Annotated in this window: 21 protein-coding genes and 1 pseudogene; 13 read left to right on the forward strand and 9 right to left on the reverse strand. The window is 70.8% G+C overall.

The genetic code is table 11. From position 1 onward, the window contains the following. Positions 1 to 243 precede the first annotated feature (243 nt). Positions 244 to 912: pseudogene (locus FNV62_RS19640) on the reverse strand (serine/threonine-protein kinase); the annotation flags it as partial. Positions 913 to 1,144: 232 nt separating this feature from the next. Between FNV62_RS19640 and FNV62_RS19645 the strand changes: the two are divergent. Beyond that, a complete protein-coding gene (locus tag FNV62_RS19645) occupies positions 1,145 to 1,870 on the forward strand; it encodes an LPXTG cell wall anchor domain-containing protein (RefSeq protein WP_144315459.1) in 726 nt (241 codons plus the stop codon). A gap of 209 nt (positions 1,871 to 2,079) precedes the next feature. On the opposite strand, the gene FNV62_RS19650 is transcribed toward FNV62_RS19645, so the two are convergent. Next, a complete protein-coding gene (locus FNV62_RS19650) occupies positions 2,080 to 2,670 on the reverse strand; it encodes a biotin transporter BioY (protein ID WP_144315460.1) in 591 nt (196 codons plus the stop codon). Positions 2,671 to 3,256: 586 nt separating this feature from the next. Between FNV62_RS19650 and FNV62_RS19655 the strand changes: the two genes are divergently transcribed. From FNV62_RS19655 to FNV62_RS19690, 8 genes are all read left to right on the forward strand, one after another. After that, positions 3,257 to 4,462, forward strand: a complete 1,206-nt coding sequence (locus tag FNV62_RS19655; protein ID WP_144315461.1) for an ROK family transcriptional regulator — start codon at positions 3,257 to 3,259, stop codon at positions 4,460 to 4,462. A 360-nt stretch (positions 4,463 to 4,822) separates the two neighbouring features. Then, positions 4,823 to 5,908: an ABC transporter substrate-binding protein gene (locus FNV62_RS19660; RefSeq protein ID WP_060895914.1), complete on the forward strand. Its 1,086-nt coding sequence runs from the start codon at positions 4,823 to 4,825 to the stop codon at positions 5,906 to 5,908. A 5-nt stretch (positions 5,909 to 5,913) separates the two neighbouring features. Next, a complete protein-coding gene (locus FNV62_RS19665) occupies positions 5,914 to 6,765 on the forward strand; it encodes an ABC transporter permease (protein WP_060895915.1) in 852 nt (283 codons plus the stop codon). Continuing rightward, entirely contained in the window at positions 6,741 to 7,478 is a 738-nt protein-coding gene (locus FNV62_RS19670; protein WP_060895916.1) for an ABC transporter ATP-binding protein, read from the forward strand. The genes FNV62_RS19665 and FNV62_RS19670 overlap by 25 nt, the downstream gene beginning before the upstream one ends. After that, the gene (locus tag FNV62_RS19675; protein WP_144315462.1) at positions 7,475 to 8,815 is read left to right on the forward strand and encodes an LLM class flavin-dependent oxidoreductase; all 1,341 of its coding nucleotides are present in this window, start codon (positions 7,475 to 7,477) and stop codon (positions 8,813 to 8,815) included. Before FNV62_RS19670 ends, FNV62_RS19675 begins: the two co-directional genes overlap by 4 nt. A 14-nt stretch (positions 8,816 to 8,829) precedes the next feature. Then, positions 8,830 to 9,720: a TauD/TfdA dioxygenase family protein gene (locus FNV62_RS19680; protein ID WP_054231745.1), complete on the forward strand. Its 891-nt coding sequence runs from the start codon at positions 8,830 to 8,832 to the stop codon at positions 9,718 to 9,720. A 178-nt stretch (positions 9,721 to 9,898) separates the two neighbouring features. After that, on the forward strand, positions 9,899 to 11,293 hold the full coding sequence (locus FNV62_RS19685; RefSeq protein ID WP_054231746.1) for an amino acid permease: 1,395 nt from the start codon (positions 9,899 to 9,901) through the stop codon (positions 11,291 to 11,293). A gap of 122 nt (positions 11,294 to 11,415) precedes the next feature. Then, positions 11,416 to 12,057, forward strand: coding sequence for a superoxide dismutase (locus FNV62_RS19690; RefSeq protein WP_143613381.1), 642 nt, complete (start codon positions 11,416 to 11,418; stop codon positions 12,055 to 12,057). Between the two features lie 118 nt (positions 12,058 to 12,175). Here the strand turns inward: FNV62_RS19690 and FNV62_RS19695 are convergent, their stop codons facing one another. Beyond that, positions 12,176 to 12,832, reverse strand: a complete 657-nt coding sequence (locus FNV62_RS19695) for a histidine phosphatase family protein (protein WP_060895920.1) — start codon at positions 12,830 to 12,832, stop codon at positions 12,176 to 12,178. 157 nt (positions 12,833 to 12,989) lie between these two features. Here FNV62_RS19695 and FNV62_RS19700 point away from each other — a divergent pair, with 157 nt between their 5' ends. Next, the gene (locus tag FNV62_RS19700) at positions 12,990 to 13,226 is read left to right on the forward strand and encodes a hypothetical protein (RefSeq protein ID WP_143601643.1); all 237 of its coding nucleotides are present in this window, start codon (positions 12,990 to 12,992) and stop codon (positions 13,224 to 13,226) included. Between the two features lie 13 nt (positions 13,227 to 13,239). On the opposite strand, the gene FNV62_RS19705 is transcribed toward FNV62_RS19700, so the two are convergent. Then, positions 13,240 to 13,896 (reverse strand): DsbA family protein, encoded by a 657-nt coding sequence (locus tag FNV62_RS19705; protein WP_097284735.1) that lies wholly within the window; start codon positions 13,894 to 13,896, stop codon positions 13,240 to 13,242. A gap of 173 nt (positions 13,897 to 14,069) precedes the next feature. On the opposite strand from FNV62_RS19705, the gene pepN reads away from it, so the two are divergent. Together pepN and FNV62_RS19715 are read left to right on the forward strand one after the other, a co-directional pair. Next, positions 14,070 to 16,649, forward strand: a complete 2,580-nt coding sequence (pepN, locus tag FNV62_RS19710) for an aminopeptidase N (protein ID WP_143613382.1) — start codon at positions 14,070 to 14,072, stop codon at positions 16,647 to 16,649. A gap of 212 nt (positions 16,650 to 16,861) precedes the next feature. Next, on the forward strand, positions 16,862 to 17,938 hold the full coding sequence (locus tag FNV62_RS19715; RefSeq protein WP_143601645.1) for a hypothetical protein: 1,077 nt from the start codon (positions 16,862 to 16,864) through the stop codon (positions 17,936 to 17,938). Between the two features lie 124 nt (positions 17,939 to 18,062). Here FNV62_RS19715 and FNV62_RS19720 read toward each other — a convergent pair whose 3' ends face one another. From FNV62_RS19720 to FNV62_RS19740, 5 genes are all read right to left on the reverse strand, one after another. Beyond that, positions 18,063 to 19,202: a serine hydrolase domain-containing protein gene (locus FNV62_RS19720; RefSeq protein WP_181360889.1), complete on the reverse strand. Its 1,140-nt coding sequence runs from the start codon at positions 19,200 to 19,202 to the stop codon at positions 18,063 to 18,065. Positions 19,203 to 19,316: 114 nt separating this feature from the next. Beyond that, positions 19,317 to 21,107 (reverse strand): TIGR03767 family metallophosphoesterase, encoded by a 1,791-nt coding sequence (locus FNV62_RS19725; protein ID WP_143601646.1) that lies wholly within the window; start codon positions 21,105 to 21,107, stop codon positions 19,317 to 19,319. Positions 21,108 to 21,365: 258 nt separating this feature from the next. Beyond that, positions 21,366 to 21,830 (reverse strand): NUDIX hydrolase, encoded by a 465-nt coding sequence (locus FNV62_RS19730; RefSeq protein WP_097284739.1) that lies wholly within the window; start codon positions 21,828 to 21,830, stop codon positions 21,366 to 21,368. 36 nt (positions 21,831 to 21,866) lie between these two features. Continuing rightward, positions 21,867 to 22,748 (reverse strand): pyridoxamine 5'-phosphate oxidase family protein, encoded by an 882-nt coding sequence (locus FNV62_RS19735; protein ID WP_181360890.1) that lies wholly within the window; start codon positions 22,746 to 22,748, stop codon positions 21,867 to 21,869. Positions 22,749 to 22,772: 24 nt separating this feature from the next. Then, positions 22,773 to 23,225, reverse strand: coding sequence for a VOC family protein (locus FNV62_RS19740; protein ID WP_097284741.1), 453 nt, complete (start codon positions 23,223 to 23,225; stop codon positions 22,773 to 22,775). Between the two features lie 126 nt (positions 23,226 to 23,351). On the opposite strand from FNV62_RS19740, the gene FNV62_RS19745 reads away from it, so the two are divergent. Further along, positions 23,352 to 23,888 carry a CGNR zinc finger domain-containing protein gene (locus FNV62_RS19745; RefSeq protein ID WP_060900749.1) on the forward strand — a complete coding sequence of 179 codons (537 nt, stop codon included), beginning with the start codon at positions 23,352 to 23,354 and terminating at the stop codon, positions 23,886 to 23,888. Positions 23,889 to 23,894 lie beyond the last annotated feature (6 nt).

Here is a 23,894-nt window from a genome sequence, read left to right on the forward strand (position 1 = left end):
TGACGCCCCCGACGTCTCGGAAACCTCCGATGCCTCCGGTATCTCCCGTGCCTCTGACGGTTCCGACGGTTCCCGTGTCTCTGCCGCTTCCGGTGATTCCGGTGATTCCGCCGCTGGTTCGGGTACGAACCCCGTTTCCGAAGACTCGGTCTCCTCCGATCGGGGGAACGCGATCGGGCGCAACGCCGTCTCGAGCTCCGCCAGACCCGGTCGGGTCGACGGTTCCTTCTCCAGCAGGGCGGCCAGAATCTCCCCCAGCTCACCGGCCGTGGACGGAAGTTCGGGCTCCTCGTACAGGACCGCGTGCAACGTCGCCAGGGTGGTCGAACGGGAGAACGGGGAGCGGCCGCCGAGGGCCGCACAGAGCGTCGCTCCCAGCGACCAGACGTCGGACGGCGGGCCCTGGGGACGTCCGGAGACACGCTCGGGTGCCATGTAGTCCGGGGAGCCGACCAGCATCCCGACCATGGTGAGCGCCTCCGCGTCCTGGAGCGCGGCGATGCCGAAGTCGGTGAGGACGACACGGTGTCCGCGCCGTTCGACCAGGACGTTGCCCGGCTTGATGTCCCGGTGGAGCACTCCCCCGGCGTGCACCTGGCGCAGGGCCGCGACCAGTTCGAGCCCGATACGGGCCGCGGCGGGCGGGTCGAGCGGTCCGTCCTCGACCACGAGTTGTTCGAGGGAGCGGCCCGCGACGAGTTCCATGACGATCCACAGCCGCTCGCCCTGGTCCACGACGTCGTAGATGCGCACGACGTTGGGATGGTCGATCCGAGCCGTGGCCCTGGCTTCGCGCAGGGTGCGTTCGCGGCGGGTTCGGGTGTCCTCCGGATCGAGTCCGTCGATCCGCATTTCCTTGACGGCGACCTGCCGGTCGAGCATTTCGTCGGTGGCTCGCCACACCCGTCCCATTCCCCCCTGGCCAATACTCTCGGCCAGTCGATATCGACCCGTCACCAATAATCCCGGAACACCGCCACTCGCATTCCCCGTCAATCCCCTGCACCCCCTCAACACCCGCCACAATCGTCGGCCACAACAGAAACACAATGGTCACACTTCATGCCGTACCAGCATAGTGCGGAGAAATCTTGTGGTACCTCTTCAAGTACTGCGAATTCAGGCGCAGCCAAGGGGGGCGAACATGAGTTCTCGTCACACGACGACCATCGCGGGATCGCTGCTCACGGCATCTTTCTCGGCCGTGCTGATCCTTTCCTTCACCGCCGTCGCGGACGACCAGGGACCGGGGAGCAGCAAGGGGGGAAAGGCCATGGACCCGGCGCCGGCGGGGGTGAAGCTGACCACGTTGCTGCCCGAGAAGATCTCGGTGGACAACAGCTCGCACGAAACGGCGCTGACCGCCACGGTGAAGAATGAGGGAACCAAGGACAGCGGAAAGATCCGGCTTTTGGTGGTCGGATTCGACGGCCTACAGGTCAAGAGCGTCAAGGGCTGTTCCGCCATGGCGGACAAGGATCTGCCCAAGGGTTCGAACAGTGGATTCGTGTGCGATGTCGGCAATCTCACGGCCGGAAAGTCGCAGTCGTACGCCGTCGCCGCGACCTTCGATCTGAGCAAGACCGGAAAGATCTGCCTGCCGGTGCAGGACAGCGACGGAAAGAAGACGTTCTGGCAGCAGGGCCCGGTGCCGTTCGGTACGACGAACCCGTCGCCGAACGCTCCGGCCACTCCGCTGCTGCTCGACACCGAGAACAAGCCGGTGACACCCGGCGGCGACCAGTTGCCCAAGACCGGCGCCGGGAGTGACCTGCTGCCGCTCGGCGTGGCGGGGGCGGCGCTCGTCTCCGTCGGGGCGGCGGGAGTGTGGTGGGCCCAGCGGCGGCCCCGCCGTCAGCCGCAGTCGTGACCGGGTGGGCCGGGACGCCGTGTGCGCGGCGTCCCGGCCCACCTTCTGCTTCTGCTTCTGCTTCTGCGCACGCACACGTCCTGCGGGGACAGCGCGGTGGGGCTGTGCGGGCCCGGAACGCGGAAGAGGCTCGCCGGGTCGGAGTCGGAGTACGACCCGGCGAGCCTCTTGCGAGGGGACTGCGAACCTCTTCCGAGGGGACTACGACCTCAGCGGTTGAGGAACTTCCAGGCGGTCGGCAGGACGCCCATCGCCAGCGCCGCCTTCAGGGCGTCGCCGATCAGGAACGGGGTGAACCCCGCCGCGAGGGTCGCGCTCAGCGACATGCCGGTGGCGGCGGCCAGGTACGGGAGGCCGACCGCGTAGGTGATCGCCTCGCCCAGCAGCATCGTGCCCGCGGTGCGCAGGAACGAGCGGTCGGCGCCGCGGCGGGCGAGGGCGCCCACGGCAGCGGAGGCCAACATCATGCCGAGGATGTAGCCGAGGGACGGGGCGGCGGTGCCGGAGCCGCCGTCGGCGAACCACGGCATGCCGGCCATGCCGACGAGGGCGTAGAGCGCGAGCGAGAGGAAGCCGCGGCCCGCGCCGAGGGCCGTGCCGACGAGGAGGGCGGCGAAGGTCTGGCCGGTCACCGGGACCGGAGAGCCCGGTACGGGCAGGGAGATCTGGGCGGCGAGGCCGGTGAGGGCGGCTCCGCCGAGTACGAGGGTGATGTCCCTGACGCGGGAGGCCGGGAGCAGGTCGGCGAGGACCTCGCCGGGGCGGATGCCTTGGCGGGGGGAGGCGGCAACGGTGCTCATGGGGACTCCGGCGTGTGACGGGGGGGCGGGACACGGTGACGCTATCCCAGGGGGGCGGGTGGATCACCGTGTGCGATCGACAAAGCGGGGATCCGGGACTTGGTGGAGCCCTTACAAAGGGGGCCGCGTACACCTATCGGGGCGTGATGCTGGTCACTGAGGTGGGATGGTTTTGTCCACGGGGAGGTTCGAGCACGGGCTGTAGGGTCCCACCAATTCGCCCCCACCGCCCCTACCCGTCCCGTCCCGCTGGAGCTCCGCCCCGGACCCCGTCGGGCGTCTTCGTTCGGCTGCGGCCCGGTGGGGGCCGTTCGCGCAGTTCCCCGCGCCCCCAAAGGCCTCGACTCGGCCGGAGTTCGGGGGCCAAGGCCGATGCGGGGAGCCGGCGGCGCGGGGAGCCCTGGCCGGAATCGGGGGTAGGACCTACCCTTCAGGGCATGGTTGCCCAGGCTGAGAACTTCGCGTCGCGTCGCTATGTCGACCTGCGACGCCAGGGCACCGCCACCTGTCGCCCCGGGTAGGGCGGGCGGAGCGCATCCGGCTCGCCGAGACGCGACCGTTTCGGACACGCTCCCTAGGAAGCGCCATGCCTCGTACCTCCCTGGCCCCCGCCCCGCCCACGACACCCCACCGCGCCACCGCCGACGACCGCCGACGCACCAGCGCCAGCGTCATCCTGCGCTCCGTCCTGGAGCACGGCCCGGTCGCCCGCAGCACCGTCGCCCGGCTGACCGGCCTCTCCCCTGCCTCGGTGACCGACTACTGCGCCCGGTTCACCGCGCTCGGCCTGATCCGGGAGGCTCCGACGCCCCGGCAGTCGAACGGCGTCGGACGTCCCCACGTCCCCATCCATCTGGACGACTCCCGGTTCGTGGTCGGCGGGGTCCACGTGGCCGTCCCGTACACCACCGTCGCCCTGCTCGACCTGCGCGGCCGGGTCGTCACGGAGCGACGGCTCGCCCACGCCGACGGCACGGAGCCCCACCGCGTACTCGCGAACGCCGCCTCCGGGCTGGCCGCCCTGCTCACCGACCACCCCGGCCGCATCCCCCTCGGCGTCGGCGTCGCGGCCGGCGGCTGGGTGGACCGCGACTCCGGGACGATCGTGGAGCACACGCTGCTCGGCTGGCGTGACGTCGACGTCCGGAGCGCGCTCGGCACGCGGACCGGGCTGGCGGTCCATGTGGACGGGCACGCACGGGCGTTGGTCAACGGAGAGCGGCTGTTCGGGCGGGCGCGCGGCAGCCTCAGCGTGCTGCACCTGTTCGTGGGCAACGTGGTGGACGCCGCCTTCGCCACCCACGACGAGGTGCACCACGGTCCCCGCTCCCAGGCCGGGGCGATCGCCCATCTGCCGTTGCCGGGCGGCTCGGAGCGGTGCGACTGCGGCCGGACCGGCTGCCTTCAGGCCGAGTTGAGCGAGCGGACACTGTGCCGGCGGGCGCGGGAGGCGGGGGTCATCACCACCGCCGACCCGATGCACGTGGTCGGCGCCGCGGCCGACGGCGACCCCGTCGCCGTACGTCTGCTGCTGGAGCGGGCCCGGACGGTCGGGCGGGCGGCCCGGCTGCTGCTGGACGTGCTCAACCCGGACACGGTCGTCGTCGCGGAGGTCGGGACCGTGCATCGGGAGGACTGCCTCGCGGCACTGCGCGCGGAGGTGGGTGCGGACCGGGCGGCTTCCGTCCTGCCGACCAGTTTCCCGGAATCCGTGCTCGCCGTGGCGGGTGGATCGGTGGCACTCGACGTGGTGTACCGGGATCCGCTGAGCCTGTCACCGGGGACGAATTAATTCAGAAACTCGGAATGTTGACAGCGGTCGTACGAGGACAGGAGCATCCTCCTCATGAGCAGCTCGCGGGTGCAGGTTCCGCTGACCAAGTGCCGCGTCGTCGACCTTATGCGGGTCGCACGCACGCGTTGTTGCTGACGCCGGGTCATTGCCGCGTCGGCGCCTTGACCTGCTGACGCGTTGACGCATCGACGCGTAGACGCGTAGACGATCCCCGGTTTCTTCTGCCGCGCCCTCGGCGTGCGCCTCTCCTCTCCTCATGCGCGCGTATTTCACTTCTTTCACCTCCTTCCCCTGGTGAATTCCCCCTGCCCGGAATTCCGCGCGCATTTCCGCCACTTGGATCCCCGGAGTCCTCCCATGCCACCACTGTCTCCTTCGTCGTCCCCCTTCGCGCCCGGTGTGGACCGGCGGCTGTTCCTGTCCTCCCTGCTCGGCGTGGCCGCCGCGGCCGGACTGAGCGGTTGCGCGGGGGCCAGTGCCGCCGACAGCAAGGCCAAGGGGTCCCTGTCCGCCCCGCTGTCCGCCAAGGTCCCCTCCGGTACGAGCCTCAAGATCGCCTCGTACCAGAACGTCCAGCAGCTCCAGTTCAAGCTCGCGGGCCTCACCGACCTGCCGTTCACCGTCTCCAGCTGGGTGAACATCGGTGCCGGACCCGATGTCATCAACGCCTTCCGCGCCAAGTCCCTCGACGTCGCCAACAACGCGGGCATCCCGCCGATCCAGGCGCACTACCAGGGCTACGACGCCAAGATCGTCGCGATCAACATCACCCGCAAGCCCAACTACCTCTTCGCGACCAAGCCCGGCAGCGACATCCACACCGTCGCGGACTTCAAGGGCAAGAAGCTGGCGTTCTCCCAGGGGCAGGCCCAGGGCGTCGTCCTGCTCAGGGCGTTGAAGGAGGCCGGGCTCGCCTACGACGAGGTGAAGCTGGTCCCGCTGACCAGCAACCAGTTCTTCACGGCCCTGCAGTCGGGCCAGGTCGACATCGCCCCGCTCGCCAACAGCCAGGCACCGGCGTACCTCAAGCAGTACGAGTCGAAGGGCGCCCGCGCCATCACCACCGACGTGGTCGACCTGCTCAACCTGCTGTGGGCGCCCACCTCCGTGCTGGCCGACCCGGCGAAGGCGGCGGCCGTCGCCGCGTACATCCCGCGCTGGGCGCAGGGGCAGGTGTGGGCGTACGAGCACCCGGACGCCTGGAACGAGGAGTTCTACGTCAAGACGCAGAACCTCACGCTCGCGCAGGCCCGGTCGATCACCGAGCTCGCCAACAAGCCACTGTTCCCGCCGAGCTGGGACGAGGCGGTGAAGTGGGAGCAGGAGACCGCCGATCTGCTGGCCGAGGGCGGCTTCGTGAAGGCGTTCAAGGTCGGCTCGCTCTTCGACCGGCGCTTCGAGGGCATCGCGGCGAAGGCCGTCCCGGCGGAGTACCGGAAGTGACGGCCATGACGACAACCACGACCCCGACCACCGTGCCGGTGCCCGCCGCCGAGGACACACCTGCCGTACGGCGCAGGCGGCGCCGCGGCCTCGCTCCCGGCAAGCGCCTGCCCGCCTCCCGGATCGTCGGCCCCGCCCTCTTCCTCGCCCTGTGGGCGGCCGCCTCCGCCGCCGGACAGCTGGACCCGGGCGCGATCCCGGCGCCCTGGACGGTCCTGAGGACCGCCGGCCACCTGTGGACGGACGGCACGCTCCCCACCGACGTCCGCACCTCCCTGGAACGCGCGGGATACGGCTTCGCGCTGGGTCTGACCGCCGGTGTGGTCCTCGCGCTGGCGGCCGGGCTCAGCCGGATCGGCGAGGCGCTGATCGACGGGACCGTGCAGCTCAACCGGGCGATCCCGACCCTGGGCCTCATCCCGCTGTTCATCCTCTGGCTGGGCATCGGCGAGACCTTCAAGATCGCCATCATCGCGATCGTCGTCTACATCCCGATCTACCTCAACCTGCACGCCGCGCTGTCCGGCATCGACCACCGCTACGTCGAACTCGCCGAGGTCCAGGGCCTGTCGAGGCTCCAGTTCGTCCGCCAGATCGTCATCCCCGGCGCGTTGCCCGGCTTCTTCGTCGGACTGCGCCTCGGGGTGACCGGCTCCTGGCTGAGCCTGGTGGTCCTGGAACAGATCAACGCCACCAGCGGCCTCGGCTACCTGATGTTCCAGGCCCAGAACTATGGCCAGTCGGACGTCATCCTGGTCGGCCTGCTGATCTACGGCGTCTTCGGCCTGGTCTCCGACAGCGCGGTCCGTCTCGTCGAACGGAGGGTGCTGTCATGGCGCCGCACACTCAGCAGCTGACCGCCGCCCCGGCCGTCCGACTACGAGGTCTCACCCGGTCGTTCGACGGCCGTACCGTCCTCGACGGCATCGACCTCGACCTGCCCGCCGGACAGTTCACGGCCCTGCTCGGGCACAGCGGTTCCGGCAAGAGCACACTGCTGCGGGCCATCGCGGGCCTGGACCACGAGGTCGTCGGAAGCGGCGGGCTCACCGCCCCGGAGCGGGTGTCGGTCGTCTTCCAGGACTCCCGGCTGCTGCCCTGGCGGCGGGTCCTCGACAACGTGCTGCTCGGCACGAACGGCAAGGAAGCGGCCGACAAGGGCCGCGAAGCCCTCGCCGAGGTGGGCCTGAAAGGCCGCGAACGCGCCTGGCCCAACGAGTTGTCCGGCGGCGAGGCCCAGCGCGCCGCCCTGGCCCGCTCGCTCGTCCGTGAGCCCGAACTCCTGCTGGCCGACGAGCCGTTCGGCGCGCTGGACGCGCTGACCCGGATCCGGATGCACGTCCTGCTGCGCGAGCTGTGGGAGCGCCACCGGCCCTCCGTGCTTCTCGTCACCCACGACGTGGACGAGGCGATCGTGCTCGCCGACCGCGTCCTGGTGCTCGACCGGGGCCGGATCGGCCTCGACCTGACCATCGACCGCCCCCATCCGCGCTCCTACCGGGAGCCGGTCCTGGGTGAATACCGGGAGCGCCTCCTTGCCGCCCTCGGTGTGACGGAGGACCACGCATGACCCGCCGACTCCACCTCAACGCCTTTCTGATGAACACCGGCCATCACGAGGCATCGTGGCGGCTGCCGGAGAGCGACCCGTACGCCCATGTCGCACTCGCCCACTACGTCGAGCTGGCCCGGATCGCCGAACGCGGCACCTTCGACTCCCTCTTCCTGGCCGACGGACCGCAGCTGTGGAGCAACCTGGCCCAACGCCCGGCCGGTGCCCTGGAACCGCTCACCCTGCTCACCGCACTGGCGACGGCCACCGAGCACATCGGCCTGATCGCCACGGCGTCCACGTCCTACAACTCCCCCTACAACCTGGCCCGCAAGTTCGCCTCTCTGGACATCATCAGCGGCGGTCGGGCGGGCTGGAACATCGTCACCACGGCCGGTGCGGAGGCCGCCCGCAACTTCGGTCTCGACGCCGAGCCCGCGCACGCCGAACGGTACGCGAGCGCCGCCGAGTTCCTGGACGTCTCGCTCAAGCTCTGGGACAGCTGGGAGGACGACGCGATCGTCGCCGACAAGGCGGCCGGCGTGTGGGGCGACGACGCCAAGATCCACCCGCCGCGCCACCGGGGCACGTACTTCAGTGTCGAGGGCGCCCTCAACGTGCCCCGCTCACCGCAGGGTTACCCGCTGCTCGTGCAGGCGGGGTCGAGCGAGGACGGCAAGACGTTCGCGGCGCGCTACGCGGAGGCGGTGTTCACCGCGCAGCAGACCCTCGCCGACGCCCAGGCCTTCTACGCTGACCTCAAGTCCCGTACGGCGGCGGCCGGCCGGGACCCCGAGCACATCAAGGTGCTGCCCGGCATCGTCCCGGTGCTCGGCTCGACGCAGGCCGAGGCGCGGGCGAACGAGCAGGTCCTGGAGGACCACATCGTGTACACGCACGGCGTGGACCGTCTGGAGCACCTGCTGCAACTGGAGCCCGGAACCCTGGAGTTGGACGCCCAGCTGCCCGCGGACCTGCCTCCCGAGGACGTCATCGAGGGCGCCAAGAGCCGCTACACCCTCGTCGTCGAACTCGCCCGCCGCGAACGGCTCACCGTACGGCAGCTGATCGGGCGGCTCGGCGGCGGGCGCGGGCACCTCACCTTCGCCGGCACGCCGGAGCAGGTCGCCGACGCGATCGAGGAGTGGTTCACGAGCGGCGCCGCCGACGGCTTCAACATCATGCCCGCCGTACTCCCCTCCGGCCTCGGTCTGTTCGTCGACCACGTCGTCCCGATCCTGCGCGCCCGCGGCCTGCTCCGCACGGAGTACGGACCGCGCCGGACCCTCCGGGAGCGCTACGGCCTCCCCCGCCCCGCCAACCAGTACCTCACTCCCGCACTCGCCACGGTCTGAAAGGACGACCCCGCATGTCCATCGAGATCAGCAAGGTCACCGCGAACATAGGCGCCCGGGTCTCCGGCGTAGACATCTCCAAGCCGCTCGACGAGGAACAGGTCACCGCGATCCGCGAGGCCCTCGACGTCCACAAGGCCCTGGCCTTCGACGACGTGCACCTCGACGACGAGGGCCAGCAGGCCTTCGCCCGCCACTTCGGCGACCTCACCACCGCCCACCCGACGGTGGCCGCCGTCGACGGCGCCCCGAACGTGCTCCCCGTCGACAGCGAGCGCGGGCGCGCCAACCACTGGCACACCGACGTGACCTTCGTCCTCAACCCGCCCCAGGCCAGCACCCTGCGCAGCATCACGATCCCGCCGTACGGCGGCGAGACCCTGATCGCCAGTTCGGCGGCCGCCTACCGGGACCTGCCCGCCCCGCTGCGCGCGCTCGCCGACACCCTGTGGGCCGAGCACACCAACGACTACGACTACGCGGTGCCGGACGAGCAGATCGACGAGGAACAGGCCGCCCAGCGGGCCCAGTTCACGTCCATCAAGTTCCGTACCGCCCATCCCGTCGTCCGGGTCCACCCGCTGACCGGTGAGCGCGGGCTGTTCATCGGCGGGTTCGCGCAGCGGATCGTCGGGCTGTCGGTGGGCGAGTCCCGCAAGCTGCTCGACCTGTTCCAGTCGTACGTCACCCGGCCGGAGAACATCCTGCGCTGGCGCTGGTCCCCGAACCAGCTGGTCCTGTTCGACAACCGGATCACCCAGCACTACGCGGTCGACAACTACGACGGCCGGCCGCGCCGCCTGCACCGGGTGACCGTCGCCGGTGACGTGCCGGTCGGCATCGAGGGCAAGGAGAGCTACTCGATCGAGGGCGACGCCTCGCACTACACGTCCGTGGCCGAGTAGCACGCACTACACGTCCGGAGCCGAATAACTCGCACCGCACGTCCGGGGCCGAGTAAAGGAAATCTCACGCTCCGTACCGCGGGTGTCCGCATAGTGGGCAGCCTCTCCGCCTGAGCGGAGAGGCTGCCCAGACTGTGGGCGTTTTTGCCCACTCGCACGTAAGGGACCACCCGCTCTCATGTCCCGCACCACCCTCGACACCCCACCCGCCGCTCCCGACGCACACGCCCCGCTGTCCCACGGCCTCAAGCAGCGCCATCTGTCGATGATCGCCCTCGGCGGTGTGATCGGCGCCGGTCTGTTCGTGGGGTCCGGCGCGGGGATCGCCGCCGCCGGACCGTCGATCGTGATCGCGTACGCGGTCTCCGGTCTGCTGGTCATGCTGGTGATGCGGATGCTCGGCGAGATGTCCGCCGCGTATCCGTCCTCGGGCTCGTTCTCGGCGCACGCCGAGCGGGCGATCGGACCGTGGGCGGGCTTCACCGCGGGGTGGTCCTTCTGGGTGCTGCTCTGCACGGCCGTCGGGCTGGAGGGGATCGGGGCGGCGAAGATCGTCACCGGCTGGCTGCCGGGTACGCCCGAGTGGGCCTGGGTCGCCCTGTTCATGGTGGTCTTCTGTGTCGCGAACCTCGCCGCCGTGAAGAACTTCGGCGAGTTCGAGTTCTGGTTCGCCGCGCTGAAGGTCGGCGCGATCAGCCTGTTCCTGGTGCTGGGTGTGCTGGCCGTCGCGGGTGTGCTCCCCGGCACGGACTCCCCCGGCACCTCGAACCTCACCGGCCAGGGCGGCTTCCTCCCGCACGGCAGCGAGGGGCTGGTCGTCGGTCTGCTCGCGTCGGTCTTCGCGTACGGCGGTCTGGAGACGGTCACCATCGCGGCGGCCGAGTCGCAGAACCCGGTCCAAGGCGTGGCGCGCGCCGTCCGTACGGCGATGTGGCGCATCGCGCTCTTCTACATCGGCTCCATGGCGGTCATCGTCACGCTGGTCCCCTGGGACTCGAAGGAGGTCGTCGAGAAGGGCCCCTACGTCGCCGCCCTCGACCACCTGGGCATCCCCGGCGCCGGTCAGCTGATGAACGTGGTCGTGTTCGTCGCGCTGCTCTCGGCGATGAACGCCAACATCTACGGCTCCTCGCGCATCGCCTACTCGCTGGTGGAGCGCGGCCAGGGCCCGAAGGCCCTCGGCAGGGTCTCGGCCGGGGTCCCGCGCGTCGCGGTGCTCGTCTCCTGCGTCTTCGGCTTCGTGTGCGTGCTGCTGAGCTACTGGCGGCCGGACGACGTCTTCCCCTGGCTGCTGAACATGATCGGCGCGGTGATCCTGGTCGTGTGGATCTTCATCGCGGTCTCGCAGCTGCTGCTGCGGCGCCGGGTGGAGCGCGAGGCACCGGAGAAGCTGGTCGTGCGGATGTGGCTGTTCCCGGCGCTGACCTGGGTGGCGCTGGCCGGCATGGCCGCGATCTTCGTCCTGATGGCCCGGCAGCCCGACACCCGGGTGCAGCTGTACTCGACGGGCGGGATGACGCTGTTCCTGGCGGCCGTCGGATACGCCTGGCAGCGGGCACGCGCGGCCCGCTGACCGCTCCCGCTCCCATTCCCCCGAAAGGCCCTCGTGCGACCCGCACGAGGGCCTTTTTGTTGCTAACGTGCAGTTGCAAGCTATGTGCAATAAGGTCTTACGAGGCCGGAGGGGACCCCGCCATGCCCGTCTACACACTCCCTGAGCTGCCGTACGACTACGCCGCGCTCGCACCCGTGATCAGCCCCGAGATCATCGAGCTGCACCACGACAAGCACCACGCGGCGTATGTGAAGGGGGCCAACGACACGCTGGAGCAGCTCGCGGAGGCGCGTGACAAGGAGTCGTGGGGAGCGGTCAACGGTCTGGAGAAGAACTTGGCCTTCCATCTCTCCGGCCACATCCTGCACAGCATCTACTGGACGAACATGAGCGGGAACGGCGGCGGTGAGCCCCTCGCCGTGGACGGTGTGGGAGGGCTCGCGGACGCGATCGCCGAGTCGTTCGGCTCCTTCGCCGGGTTCAAGGCGCAGCTGACGAAGGCCGCCGCGACCACCCAGGGCTCCGGCTGGGGCGTCCTCGCCCACGAGCCGCTCAGCGGTCGCCTCGTCGTCGAGCAGATCTACGACCACCAGGGCAACGTCGGGCAGGGTTCGGTGCCGATCCTGGTGTTCGACGCCTGGGAGCACGCCTTCTACCTCCAGTACCGCAACCAGAAGGTCGACTTCATCGACGCGATGTGGCAGGTCGTCGACTGGCAGGACGTGGCCAGGCGATACGAGGCGGCCACGTCCCGCGCGAACGTCTTGCTGCCGACCCCCTGAGGCGGGTATGAAACGTCCTGCTCGTGATCGTCTTCTCACCTTTCACGTGGCAGGCGGAAAACGGAGGGTCCCCGCGAGGACGTGACTCGCGGGGGCCCTCCTGTGTACACAGTCCGCGTCACCCGCAGGGCACGTTGAGCGACAGCAGCGCGGCGGCCCCGTCCGTCATGCGGAGTTCGGTGATCGCGGCGTTGCGCAGCCGCGGGAGGACCCTGCGGTACTCGCCCAGGGGGATGGACAGCAGCGAGCAGAGCACCAGCCGGAGCAGCGTGTTGTGGGCGACGACCAGGACGCGTTCGCCGTGGTGCGCGGCCGCGATCCGGCGCAGGACGGCCGCCCCGCGGGCCGCAGCGGTGCGCGGGTCCTCCGCCTCCGGGAAGGGGTACGACACCGGGTCGACCCGGAACGCCTTCGCCCGGGCCGGGTTCTCGGCCTCGAACTCGGCGAGGGTACGGCCCTCCACCACCCCGAAGTCGCATTCGCGCAGGGCGGGTTCGCGGAGCGCGGTGAGACCGAGGGCGCGGCAGGCGGGCTCGGCCGTGGCGACGGCGCGCGAGAGGGTCGACGTCCAGACGGCGTCCACGGGGTGCGCGGCGGCCCAGCGGCCGAGCGCCTCGGCCTGGGCGTGGCCCTCGTCGGCGAGGGGGACGTCGCTCACTCCGGCGTAGCGGTTCTCGGCATGCCAGACGGTCCGGCCGTGCCGGGCGAGCAGCAGGGTCGTGCTCACTGAGGCTGCGGGACTCACGGCGCTGTGGGTCATGCTCGTCGTACTCATGACCCGCCAGTATTCCGGTCGGGGCGCGCTCGCGTGCGCGCTCCGGCGGAAGCCCTCCGTCCGGGTCTGTTCGGCAGTGCCCCCAAGGCCCCGTGAGGAGCGAAAAGGAGCCTCACGGGGCCTTACGGTATGCGGGCTTCCGGGGCATCGTTGCGGGATGCCGAGGGAAATGACGTACCCCTGCTACACGTGTGGGTCCTACCAGCCGCACCGCCAGCCCCGGGACGACCGGGAGCGGGACATCATCCGCAAGCTGGCGAACCTCCAGAAGCCGAACGCGTATGTGGACGACTACTGGATCTGCGGGCGAACCGACTTCGACTGCCGCAACATCCGTACGGCATTGAGGGTCAAGCCGTTCGACCCGCCCCAGAAGATGCCCGACCCGGAATGACTCCTGGTGACCCTTACAGGTTGCTGAAGTCCGGACCCTTCGTGCGGGTCCGCTTGATCTCGTAGAAGCCGGGGGTCGAGGCGACCAGCAGCGTGCCGTCCCACAGCCTGGCCGCGGCCTCGCCCTGCGGGGTGGGCGTGACGACCGGGCCGAAGAAGGCGATCTGCTCGCCGTCGTCGCCGGGGAGCGCGATCACCGGGGTGCCGACCTCCTGGCCGACCTGGTCGATGCCCTCCTTGTGGGAGGCGCGCAGCTCGGCGTCGAACTCGAAGTCCTCCTGGTCGGCGTAGTCGAGCAGGGAGGCCGGGAGGCCGACGTCCTCGAGCGCGCCCGCGATCGCCTCGAGGGTCGCGCCCTCGCCCTGGTTGTGGATACGGGTGCCGAGCGCGGTGTAGAGCGGGCCGAGGACGTCCTCGCCGTGCTTCTGCCAGGCGGCGGTGACCACCCGGATCGGCTTCCAGGCCTTGGTGGCGAGCATGTCCCGGTACTCCTCGGGCAGCTGGTCCAGCTTGTCCTCGTTGAGGACCGCGAGGCTCATGATGTGCCAGCGGACCTCGATGTCCCGGACCTTCTCCACTTCCAGCACCCAGCGCGAGGTCATCCAGGCCCAGGGGCACAGCGGGTCGAACCAGAAGTCGACGGGGGTCTTGGTGGAGGCGGTCTCGGGCATGGTTCTCCTCGGAAAGCGGTGTTTCCCGCAGCAACGCCGGAGGCCGCTCGGCTCATTCCCGGGTGTCACGCCTCATTCCCGGGTGTCCCGCGTCAGGGGCACATGGCAGGATCGCTCCTGTCCGTTTCGCTGTATCCGTGTCCATTCCATGACGCCCCGAGGGAGTGCCGCCCGTGCCCGGTGAGAATCTGACCCGCGACGAGGCCCAGGAGCGGGCAGCGCTGCTGTCCGTGGACGGGTACGAGGTCTCCCTCGACCTGCGCTCCGCCCTGGGCGACATCGAGGCCGAGCCGCGCACGTTCCGCTCGGTGACCACGATCCGCTTCCGCTGCGCGGAGCCGGGCGCCGCGAGCTTCGCCGATCTGCTCGCACCGAGCGTCACGGCCGTGTCGCTCAACGGCAAGGACCTGGACCCGGGCGAGGTCTTCGACGGCTCCCGCATCCGCCTTGAGGACCTCCGGGCCGACAACGAGCTGGTCGTCGACGCGCAGTGCGCCTACTCCCGCACCGGCGAGGGCATGCACCGCTTCGTCGACCCCGAGGACGGCGAGGTCTACCTCTACACCCAGTACGAGCCCGCCGACTCCCGGCGCGTCTTCGCGAACTTCGAGCAGCCGGACCTCAAGGCCCCCTTCCACTGCGAGGTGCGGGCCCCGGAGGGGTGGACGGTCTGGAGCAACGGCGTCGGTGAACTCGTCGACGGTGTGTGGAGGTTCGCCGAGACCAAGCCGATCTCCACGTACATCACCGCGTTCGTGGCGGGCCCGTACCACTACGTCACGGACAGCTACGCGCGCACCTTCGAGGACGGTACGACGCTGGAGATCCCGCTCGGCGCGATGTGCCGCAAGGGTCTTGCGCCCCACTTCGACTCCGACGACGTGTTCCTGGTGACCAAGCAGGGGCTCGACTTCTTCCACGACCACTTCGACTTCCCCTATCCGTTCGGGAAGTACGACCAGGCGTTCGTGCCCGAGTACAACCTCGGCGCGATGGAGAACCCGGGGCTCGTCACCTTCCGCGAGGAGTTCATCTTCCGCGGCAAGGTGACGCAGGCGTCGTACGAGGGCCGGGCCAACGTCATCCTGCACGAGATGGCGCACATGTGGTTCGGCGACCTCGTCACCATGGAGTGGTGGGACGACCTGTGGCTCAAGGAGTCCTTCGCCGACTTCATGGGCGCGTTCGCGCTGGTCGGGGCGACCCGCTTCGAGAACGGCTGGATCACCTTCGCCAACCGCCGCAAGGCCTGGGCGTACCGTGCCGACCAGCTGCCCTCCACCCACCCCATCACGGCCGACATCCGTGACCTCCAGGACGCCAAGCTCAACTTCGACGGGATCACGTACGCGAAGGGGGCGAGCGTGCTCAAGCAGCTCGTCGCGTACGTCGGCCAGGACGCGTTCCTGGAGGGCGCGCGCCGCTACTTCAAGCGGAACGCGTACGGCAACACGCGCCTCGGCGATCTGCTGTCGGCGCTGGAGGAGACCAGCGGGCGCGATCTGGCCACCTGGTCGCGGTCCTGGCTCCAGACGGCCGGGGTGAACTCCCTGACCCCGCAGGTGATCCTGAGCGCCGAGGGCCGCATCACGGAGCTGGCCGTGCTCCAGGAGGCCCCCGAGTCGCACCCCGAACTGCGCCCGCACCGCGTCGCGGTGGGCCTGTACCGGCGTGAGGACGCCGATGGGTCCCTGGTGCGGTACGCGCGCGCCGAGGTCGACGTCGTCGGTCCCCGTACGGTGGTCGAGGAGCTGGTCGGCGCGGACGCCCCCGAGCTGGTCCTCGTCAACGACGACGACCTCACCTACTGCAAGATCCGCTTCGACGAGAACTCGCTGGCCACGCTGCGCGAGAGGCTCGGCGACATCACCGACCCGCTCGCCCGCGCGCTGTGCTGGTCGGCGCTGTGGAACCTCACCCGGGACGCGCTGATGCCGGCCCGGGACTTCGTGGGCCTGGTGCTGCGCTTCGCGGGCCGCGAGTCCGACATCGGCGTCCTGCAGATGCTGCACTCCTGGGCGCACTCGGCGCTCGTCCACTACGCCGCCCCCGACTGGCGTGCGGAGGGCGGCCGGCTGCTCGCCCAGGGCGCCCTGAAGGAGCTGCGGCTCGCCGAGCCCGGCAGCCAGCACCAGCTGACCTGGGCCCGTTTCTTCGCGACGGTCGCCTCCGACCAGGCCGATCTGCACCTGCTGCTGCACCTCCTCGAGGGCACCGCCAAGGTCGACGGTCTGGACGTCGACCAGGAGCTGCGCTGGGCGTTCCTGGAACCGCTGGCCGCGCACGGCGTCGCCGACGAGTCCCTCCTCGCGGCCGAACTGGCCCGCGACGACACGGCCTCCGGCAAGCGCCACCAGGTCCGCTGCCTCGCCGCCCGCCCCTCGGCGGCGGTCAAGGCCCAGGCCTGGGCGCAGGTCGTCGAGTCGGACGCGCTGTCCAACGCGCTGGTCGAGGCGACCATCGCGGGCTTCGCGCAGCCCTCCCAGCGGGAGCTGCTGGCTCCCTACGCCGCGAAGTACTTCGCGGCCATCGAGCGCGTCTGGGCCGAGCGGTCCATCCAGATCGGCATGGACGTGGTCAAGGGCCTGTTCCCGTCCCTGCGGGACTCCCAGGAGACCCTGGACGCGACGGACGCCTGGCTCACCGCCCACGAGGACGCGGCACCGGCCCTGCGCCGTCTGGTCCTGGAGGCACGGGACGACCTGGCGCGCGCCCTGCGCGGGCAGGCCTGCGACACGGCGGCGGGCTCGTAGCGACAACGGCCGGGAAGTGACGGGGCCCCGGGCCGCCCATGCGGCCGCCCGGAGCCCCGTTACCGAACCCGCGCACCGGGCCCCGTAACCCCGTTCCGGACCAGCGTCTTTCGGCAGTCGAACGCCCGTACTTTAGGGCGAGCTTGTCCGGATTTGTCGACGGGCGTGTAACAGCGGTTAGGGGACGGATCGGACGCGGGATACCCCCGGTCATGAACCACAACACCCCACTCTCCCCCCGCCCCCTCCGTCACCTGTCCCGCACGCAGCGGCGGGTCCTGACCGCCGCTCAGCTGCGCGCCCACGGCATCACGGCCGCCGACACCACCGAGCAGTGCCGGCCGGGCGGCCCCTGGCAGCAGATCCTCCCCGGCGTCTTCCTCCTCCACCCGGGGCCGCCCACCTCCGAGGAACGCCTCCACGCCGTCCTGCTGTTCGCGGGCCGCACCCCCGCAGTCGAGTCGGCGCCGGGCATCCCCGTCCAGCCGGGCGCCGAGGAACCGCACGCCCCGCGGCCGTACGCGGACGCGCTGATCACGGGCCTGGCGGCGCTGACCCTGCACGGGTTCGCCTCGTCGCCCCCGCTGACCGCCCTCGACAAGATCGACGTCCTGGTCCCCCGGCTGCGCCGGCTGCGCTCGCACGGCTGCGCCCGCATCGTCCGTACGCCTTCGCTGCCGGCCCCCTCCTACCTCACGGGTGTCCCGGTCGCCCCGGTGCCGCGCGCCCTCGCCGACGCGGTGGCGGAGTTGTCGGACGCGGGCGCGGTACGGCGGCTGCTGACGGAGGCGGTCCGCGCCGGGCACTGCGAACCGGCCACGGTGGTACGTGAGTTGACCCAGGCGCGGCTGCTGAGCCGGCCGCACGTGGTGGACGCGGTGGACTCGCTGGTGGCGGAGGGCCGGGCGGTCGCGGAGGACCGGCTCTACCGGATGGTGCGGGAGTACGGCCTGCCCGATCCGGTCTGGAACGTCGACCTGCGTCTGCCGGGCGGGCCCCACCTGGGCGGCCTCGACGCGTACTGGCCCGAGCAGGCGGTGGCCCTGGAGCTGGACACCCGGGCGCCCCGGCCGGGACATCGGCAAGGCCATGGGCAGGACGACGACGCCCTCTGGTCGGAGTACGCCCGCAAGCGCGAGCACCTGGAGCGGCTGGGCATCACGGTCGTCCACGTCACCCCGCGGAAGCTGCGCGTCGCGATGGAGCAGCAGGCGGCGGTGGTCCGCACCGCGTTGATGGCGGCGAACGACCGGGATCCGGCGGCGTATGTCGTGGTCCTGCCCCGGTAGTGACGGACCGGGGCGGTACCAGGAGGGGAGAGGAGGGGCCGTCGGCGATCCGGCGGCCCCTCCTCGTGCGTGCGCCCCGGGGAACCTCGGGCTCGGACCGGCGTCAAGAGGGCCGTTCAGGGGCCTACTTGCCGCAGAACTCCCCCTCGATCACCGCATCGCTGTCCCCCGACCAGTCCCCGTTGAAGTTGAAGGCCAGGGAGTGGCGGCCGTCCGCCGTCGTCACGGCGGAGGACGTCGAGCCGTGGATGCCGCCGTCGTGGCCCCACACATGGACCCCGCAGCTGAGGTCGCGGTCGATGAGACCCAGGCCGTAGCGGGCGCCCGGGATCCCGTCGGCCTTCACCGTCGTCCTCATCTCCTTCAGCTGCGTCGGCGGAAGGAGCCGGCCGCCCATCAGGGCCGCGTAGAAGCGGTTCAGGTCGGCGGAGTCGGAGATCATTTCCCCGGCGGAGGAGGCCAGGGAGGGGTTGAGCCGCGTGACGTCGTACGTCGGGCCCGTCGTCGCCCGGGACAGTTTCGAGTACGCGTGGCTGCTGGGCCGTGGGAGCGTCGTCCTGGTGCCGGGGACGGACGTGGCGCGCAGGCCGAGCGGTTCGATGACGCGGCGGCGGATCTCCGTGGCGTAGGAGTGGCCGGTGACCTTCTCGATCACCATGCCGGCCAGCACGTAGTTGGTGTTGGAGTAGCTCCAGGACGTGCCCGGCGCGAAGAGCGGTGCGTGGGCCATCGCGATCGCCACGAGCTGCTCGGGTGTCTCCGTGTCGTAGCGGTGTTCGAGGAAGCCGTCCTTCAGGAAGTACGTGCGGGCGAAGTCGTCGTCCGCCGTGTAGTTGAAGATGCCGCTGGTGTGGTTGAGGAGCTGACGGACGGTGATCAGGCGTCCGTCGTGGCCGTGGCCCCGCACCACGCCCGGGAGCCACTTCTCCACCTTGTCGTCCAGCGACAGCCTCCGCTCCGCCTCCAGTTGCAACAGCACCGTCGACACGAACGTCTTCGTGATGCTGCCCACGCGGTAGTGGTCGGCTGTGCCGCGCGGCGCGAGCGTCCGCACGTCGCCCACGCCGGCCGTGGCCGACCACGTGCCGCCGGTGTCCCGCGCCGTCGCCGTCACGCCCGGCACCCCGGCCTTCACCGCGGCGTCCATGGCGGCGCGGGTCGCGCCGTGGTGGCCTGCCCCGGCGGGAGCCGCCACCGCGGGCCCCGCCAGAGCGGCCGCGAGCGCCACCGCCGTCGTCGCCACCAGTCCCGTACGCACGGACATGTCGTTCCCCCTTCACCGGTGAACCCTGGTCGGGGGGAGGGACCCGGCGGGCCGATGTGAAGGTTGCCCGCCTGTAAGCCAGTTGAGTGGATTTCGGCCGTTCTTCTGGTCTCCTCAGGCCTTCTTCAGTACGAGCTCCGTGTTGCGGTCCCGTGAGGCGCCGGCCAGTTCGGTGTTGCGGCCCGGGGCGTTGAAGGCGAGCTCGCGGTAGAGGGCCGCGAGGCCGGTCTGGCTGAGGTCGGAGAAGTCCGTGCGGTGCGGGGCCGCGGACTCGATGAGGGTGGTGAAGAGGGAGAGGGTGCCGTCCTTGTTGTCGACGACCTCGATGATGCGGGCGAGGTGCGGGAAGTCGACGTGGGAGGCGGTGTTGATCTCCCAGAAGGAGCCGTGGTTCGGCGCGGAGTGCGCGATGATCTCGTTCTTGTGGGTGTGGCCGTTCACCCAGGCCAGCACGTTGCGGTGCTTGGCGAGCGTGGCGACCACGTCCTCGCCGCCGTGGCGCTTGTCGCTCGGGTGCGCGGGGTCGGTGCGGCGGTTGGTCATCGACGTGCTGGTGTGGTGGCTGAAGACGATGGCGTACGAGTCCTTGTTGTCGCCCAGCGTCTTGTCCAGCCAGCGCAGCTGGGTCGTCCCGATGGAGCCCATGTAGTGGCCGCCCGGGTCGGTGGTGTCGATGCTGACGCCGATGATGTCGTCGGAGATGCGGAAGGCGTAGTACTGGGTGCCCGCGGCGAGGTTGGCCTGTGAGTAGCCGTGGCCGATCGGGCCGGGGCCGGTGTACGCGGGGTCGAGGTGCGCCTTGAGGTAATCGGCGGGCGTGAAGGGGGCGCGCGACTCGTCCGGGGTGACCGGGCGCAGCTCCCTCGCGTGCGTCTTGAGGAGGTCCCTGAGCTGGGTGCCCTTGGGGTCCTTGTCGTTCTTGATGGCGGCGCGCAGGGCGGCGCTCGCCGAGGCGGGCAGCGTCATCAGCTTCTTGCCGCCGACGGCGAACTCGGCGAGGAAGGAGTCGCCCTGCCGGTAGCAGCCCAGCGGCAGCGCGTCGTGGTTGCCGACCGTGGAGTACCAGGGCAGGCCGAGGCCGGGGCTGCGCAGCTCACGGATGGCGGCGGCGAGGAAGCCGTGCAGATGCGGGAAGCCGCGCTGCTTGTCGGCGTCGCGCAGGGCCGCGTCCGGCTGCCAGTACAGCTTGAGGCCGCTGTTCTGGACGCCCTCGTAGTGGCGCGGGTCGCCGCTGTTGGGCCTGATCCGGCCGCCGCTCATGACCTTCAGGAACCAGTCCAGCTCCGTCTTGGAGTTGTTGTCCGTGTTGTCCCCGGTGGTCATGACGAAGTGCAACGGGGAGCCGGTGACGGGGGCGCCCCGCAGCGCGTTGACCCGCTCGACGAGCGAGACGGCGCCGGCCACGGTCAGCGACTCGTGCGGGCGCCAGGCGCCCGCGGCGCAGGTGCGCAGGTACTCGAGCCGCAGCGGGTGCTGGACGTCGATCAGGTGCAGGTCGGTGAACTGCACGAACGCGGCGAGCGCGGTGCGCCGGTCGGCCCGGCCCGACTTGGCCGCGGCCAGGTCGCCGCGTACGACCCGCTTCCAGGCGGGGCCGTCACCGAGCCGCCGGTAGCCGCCCGAGCCGGAGCGCGGCGCGGCCACGCTCTCCAGGGTGGTGCCGCGCTCGTAGGGAGCGAGGGGTGCGGCGGGCGCCATGGGGGTCCCCCCGCTCGAGCGAAGCCGAGAGCGGGGGAGGGACACGGCGACGGCGGACTCACCGGTGCCGGTGGTGGCGGCGTGCGCCTCGGCGTCGGGCCGCAGGGCGCAGCCGATGCCCGCGGAGAGGGTCACCGCCCCGGTGGCGGCGAGCAGGGTACGGCGGTTCATGGCGGCGGAAGTGGCGACAGAGCGTATGCGCGACATGGCGCGATCTCCCCGAGTGCGAACGCGTCGGCAGTGGTCGCGGGAAGCTCGTTGCGGTGACTCCCCGCTCATACTGGATCGTTGGCACCCGGGGTGACCTGGACGTTAACGAGGCGGCAACGCCCGACGCCCATCACCGTATGTGGATCTTGGAACACCCTGCGCGTCCATGACCCCTCTCCGAACGGCCGGGACGCGGTCACTCCGTGTTCATCTTCCGGGGTAGGGGACCAGTTCCCCGCCGCTGCTCCGCCGCGGCTACTTCCCCGCCGCTTCGGAGCCGACGCGGCCGAGGGGCGGTCGTTCCCGCCACAGCCGCAGTCCCACGTCGACCAGCGCGACCCGGTCGAGGGCGGGTACCTCGTCGAGCGGGTGCCAGGCCGCCATGTCGGTGGAGCCGTTCGTCTCGTGGCGCAGTTCGCCGCCGGTGACGCGGGCCTCGTAGACGATCCGCAGGGCGTGGAAGTCGTTGGGTGAGCCGAGCCGGCGCGGGTGCGAACGCAGTACGGAGTCGACGCCCAGCAGCGCGAGGGGCTCGACGGCGTAGCCCGTCTCCTCCTCGGCCTCGCGGATGACGGTGTCGTAGGGGTCCTCGCCGTGGTCCATGCCGCCGCCCGGCAGGGTCCACCGCCTGCTTCCGTCACCCGCGACCCAGCGGGCCAGCAGCATCCGCCCGTCCCGCACGCATACGGCGTAGGCCGCCACCCTCAACTGCTTCGGCATGCCCAGACGTTACGGCACGGGGGCAGGGCAAGTCGCCTACGGCAGGGACGGGTTGGCCGGCGAGTACTCCGGCGGCGACCAGCGGATCGGGCTGGCGGCAGGTGTCTGAACGACCTCGGTGACGGTGAAGCCGACCGTGCGCTCCCCGTCGGCCGCGTACTCCGTGCGCGCCGTGCCCGTCAGCTGCAGCACCGTCCCCGCCGCCCAGTCCAGGAAGAGCAGCCCCGCCCGCGGGTCCGTCTCCAGGTTGCCGAGGGTCAGGAACATGGAGTTGCCTGGGTAGTCGCGCCAGTGCAGTTCATTCGGTGAGGTGACGTGGACGAAACCGGGGTTGCCGCCCCGGTGGCTGGCGTCGGCGCCGTGCGCGTGGACGGTGGCCAGGAAGAAGGTGTCGGCGGACTCGACGAACCGCCGCTGCCCGGGGGAGAGTTCGGCGGACCGGCGGGGTGTGCCGGGCGGACGCTCGGCCTTCTCGTACGACTCCCTCTTCTGCAGGTACTTCGGGCAGTTGGAGAAGACCTGGTCGGCCTCGACGGCGAAGCCACGGGGGGTCGGGCGGGCCCGGCCGTTGAGGCGCATGCGGCGGCGGGTGCGCGGGTCGAGCGCGATCGTGCCGACGGAGGTGCCCGGGGTGGCGAGCGCCCGCGCCAGTGGGTCGCCCTCGCGCAGACCGCCGCCCGTGACCGAGATCTGCCGGACACCCGTCGCCCGTACGAACCCGGGCTCGCCGGTGAGCAGCGAGGCCCACACCGCTCCGCCCACCGGGTCGGCCGCGCCCAGCACCAGCATCGGCTGGAGTTCGAGGAAGGCGGCGGCCACGGGGCGGATGCCCTGGCCGACGGACCGCCCCACATGGTCGGCGACCTCGCGCACACCCACCCGCTCCTGTACGGCCCGTGAGCCGCGGTGATACGTCATGACGCGCCCCGCTCTCCACAGCCCCTAGAAGAAACCGCAGGTGGGGGCGGTGGCGGACGGCACCGGGGCCCCCTCCGCCCCGCTCGGCGCGTAGATCTCGAGGCGGGTGCCGTCGGGGTCGTGGAAGAAGATGCCGCCGGACGCCGAGCCCTCACGGTGGGCGACCACGCCCTCGTACGCGAAGTCGACGCCGTGGTCCCGCAGGGCCGTCTCGTACTCCCTGACCTGGTCGACCGAGTCCACTTCGAGGGCGAGGTGGTGCAGGCCGGCGCGGGCCTTGTCGTACGAGCCCCGCGCCTGCTGCCAGAGGGTGAGCACCGGACGGCCGTCTCCGGCGAGGGAGCCGAGGAACGCGTACCGCCGTTCCTCCTCCTTGCCCTCGGCGATCACCCCGAAGCCGAGGACGTCACGGTAGAAGGCGAGCGAGCGGTCGAGGTCGGTGACGTTCAGGCCGATGTGGCCGGTGCGCAAGGTCATGACGGTCCCGTCTGTCGTGGGCCGCCCCACAGAAGAGCTAACCCCTGTCATCGAGATTAGGGGTTAGATTGGGGAGCGTCAACCAGTGACTTACTCTTGAGCGGTTAGCGCCGAAGGGAGCTCCCCATGTCCACCACCGCCGATCCCCGCCCGCTCACCGGGGAACCGGTCTCGCTCGACCTGCTCAACACCCGCTGGAACCGCGAGGGAGTGACGCAGGACCTGCTCACGGACACCGAGGGCCTGACGGTGTGGCTGGCGGCGAACGGACTGGACTTCCCGGCCGACGACGCCGTGCTGCTGCATGCACGGGAAGCCCGTGACGCCCTGCGCTCGGCCGTCGACGGCACCCTGGAGGAAGCCGCCGCCCGGATCGACGCCGTCCTCGCGCACGGCCGTGTCCGCCTGACGCTGACCGGCCGGGGACCCGGCGAGGAAGCGGAGTTCGCCGACCCGTCCTGGGGGCCCGCCTGGCTCGCCGCCCGCGACTACCTCGGGCTGCTCGCCGCCGCCCCCGACCGCATCCGCCGCTGCGCCCACGACACCTGCATCCTGCATTTCTTCGACACCTCGCGGAACGGCACCCGCCGCTGGTGCTCGATGGCGGCCTGCGGTAACCGCGCGAAGGCGTCCCGCCACTACGCGCGCACGCGGGAGGCCTGAGCAGCC

It is taken from the genome of Streptomyces sp. RLB3-17 (genome assembly GCF_007113425.2).
GTDB lineage: Bacteria > Actinomycetota > Actinomycetes > Streptomycetales > Streptomycetaceae > Streptomyces > Streptomyces mirabilis_D.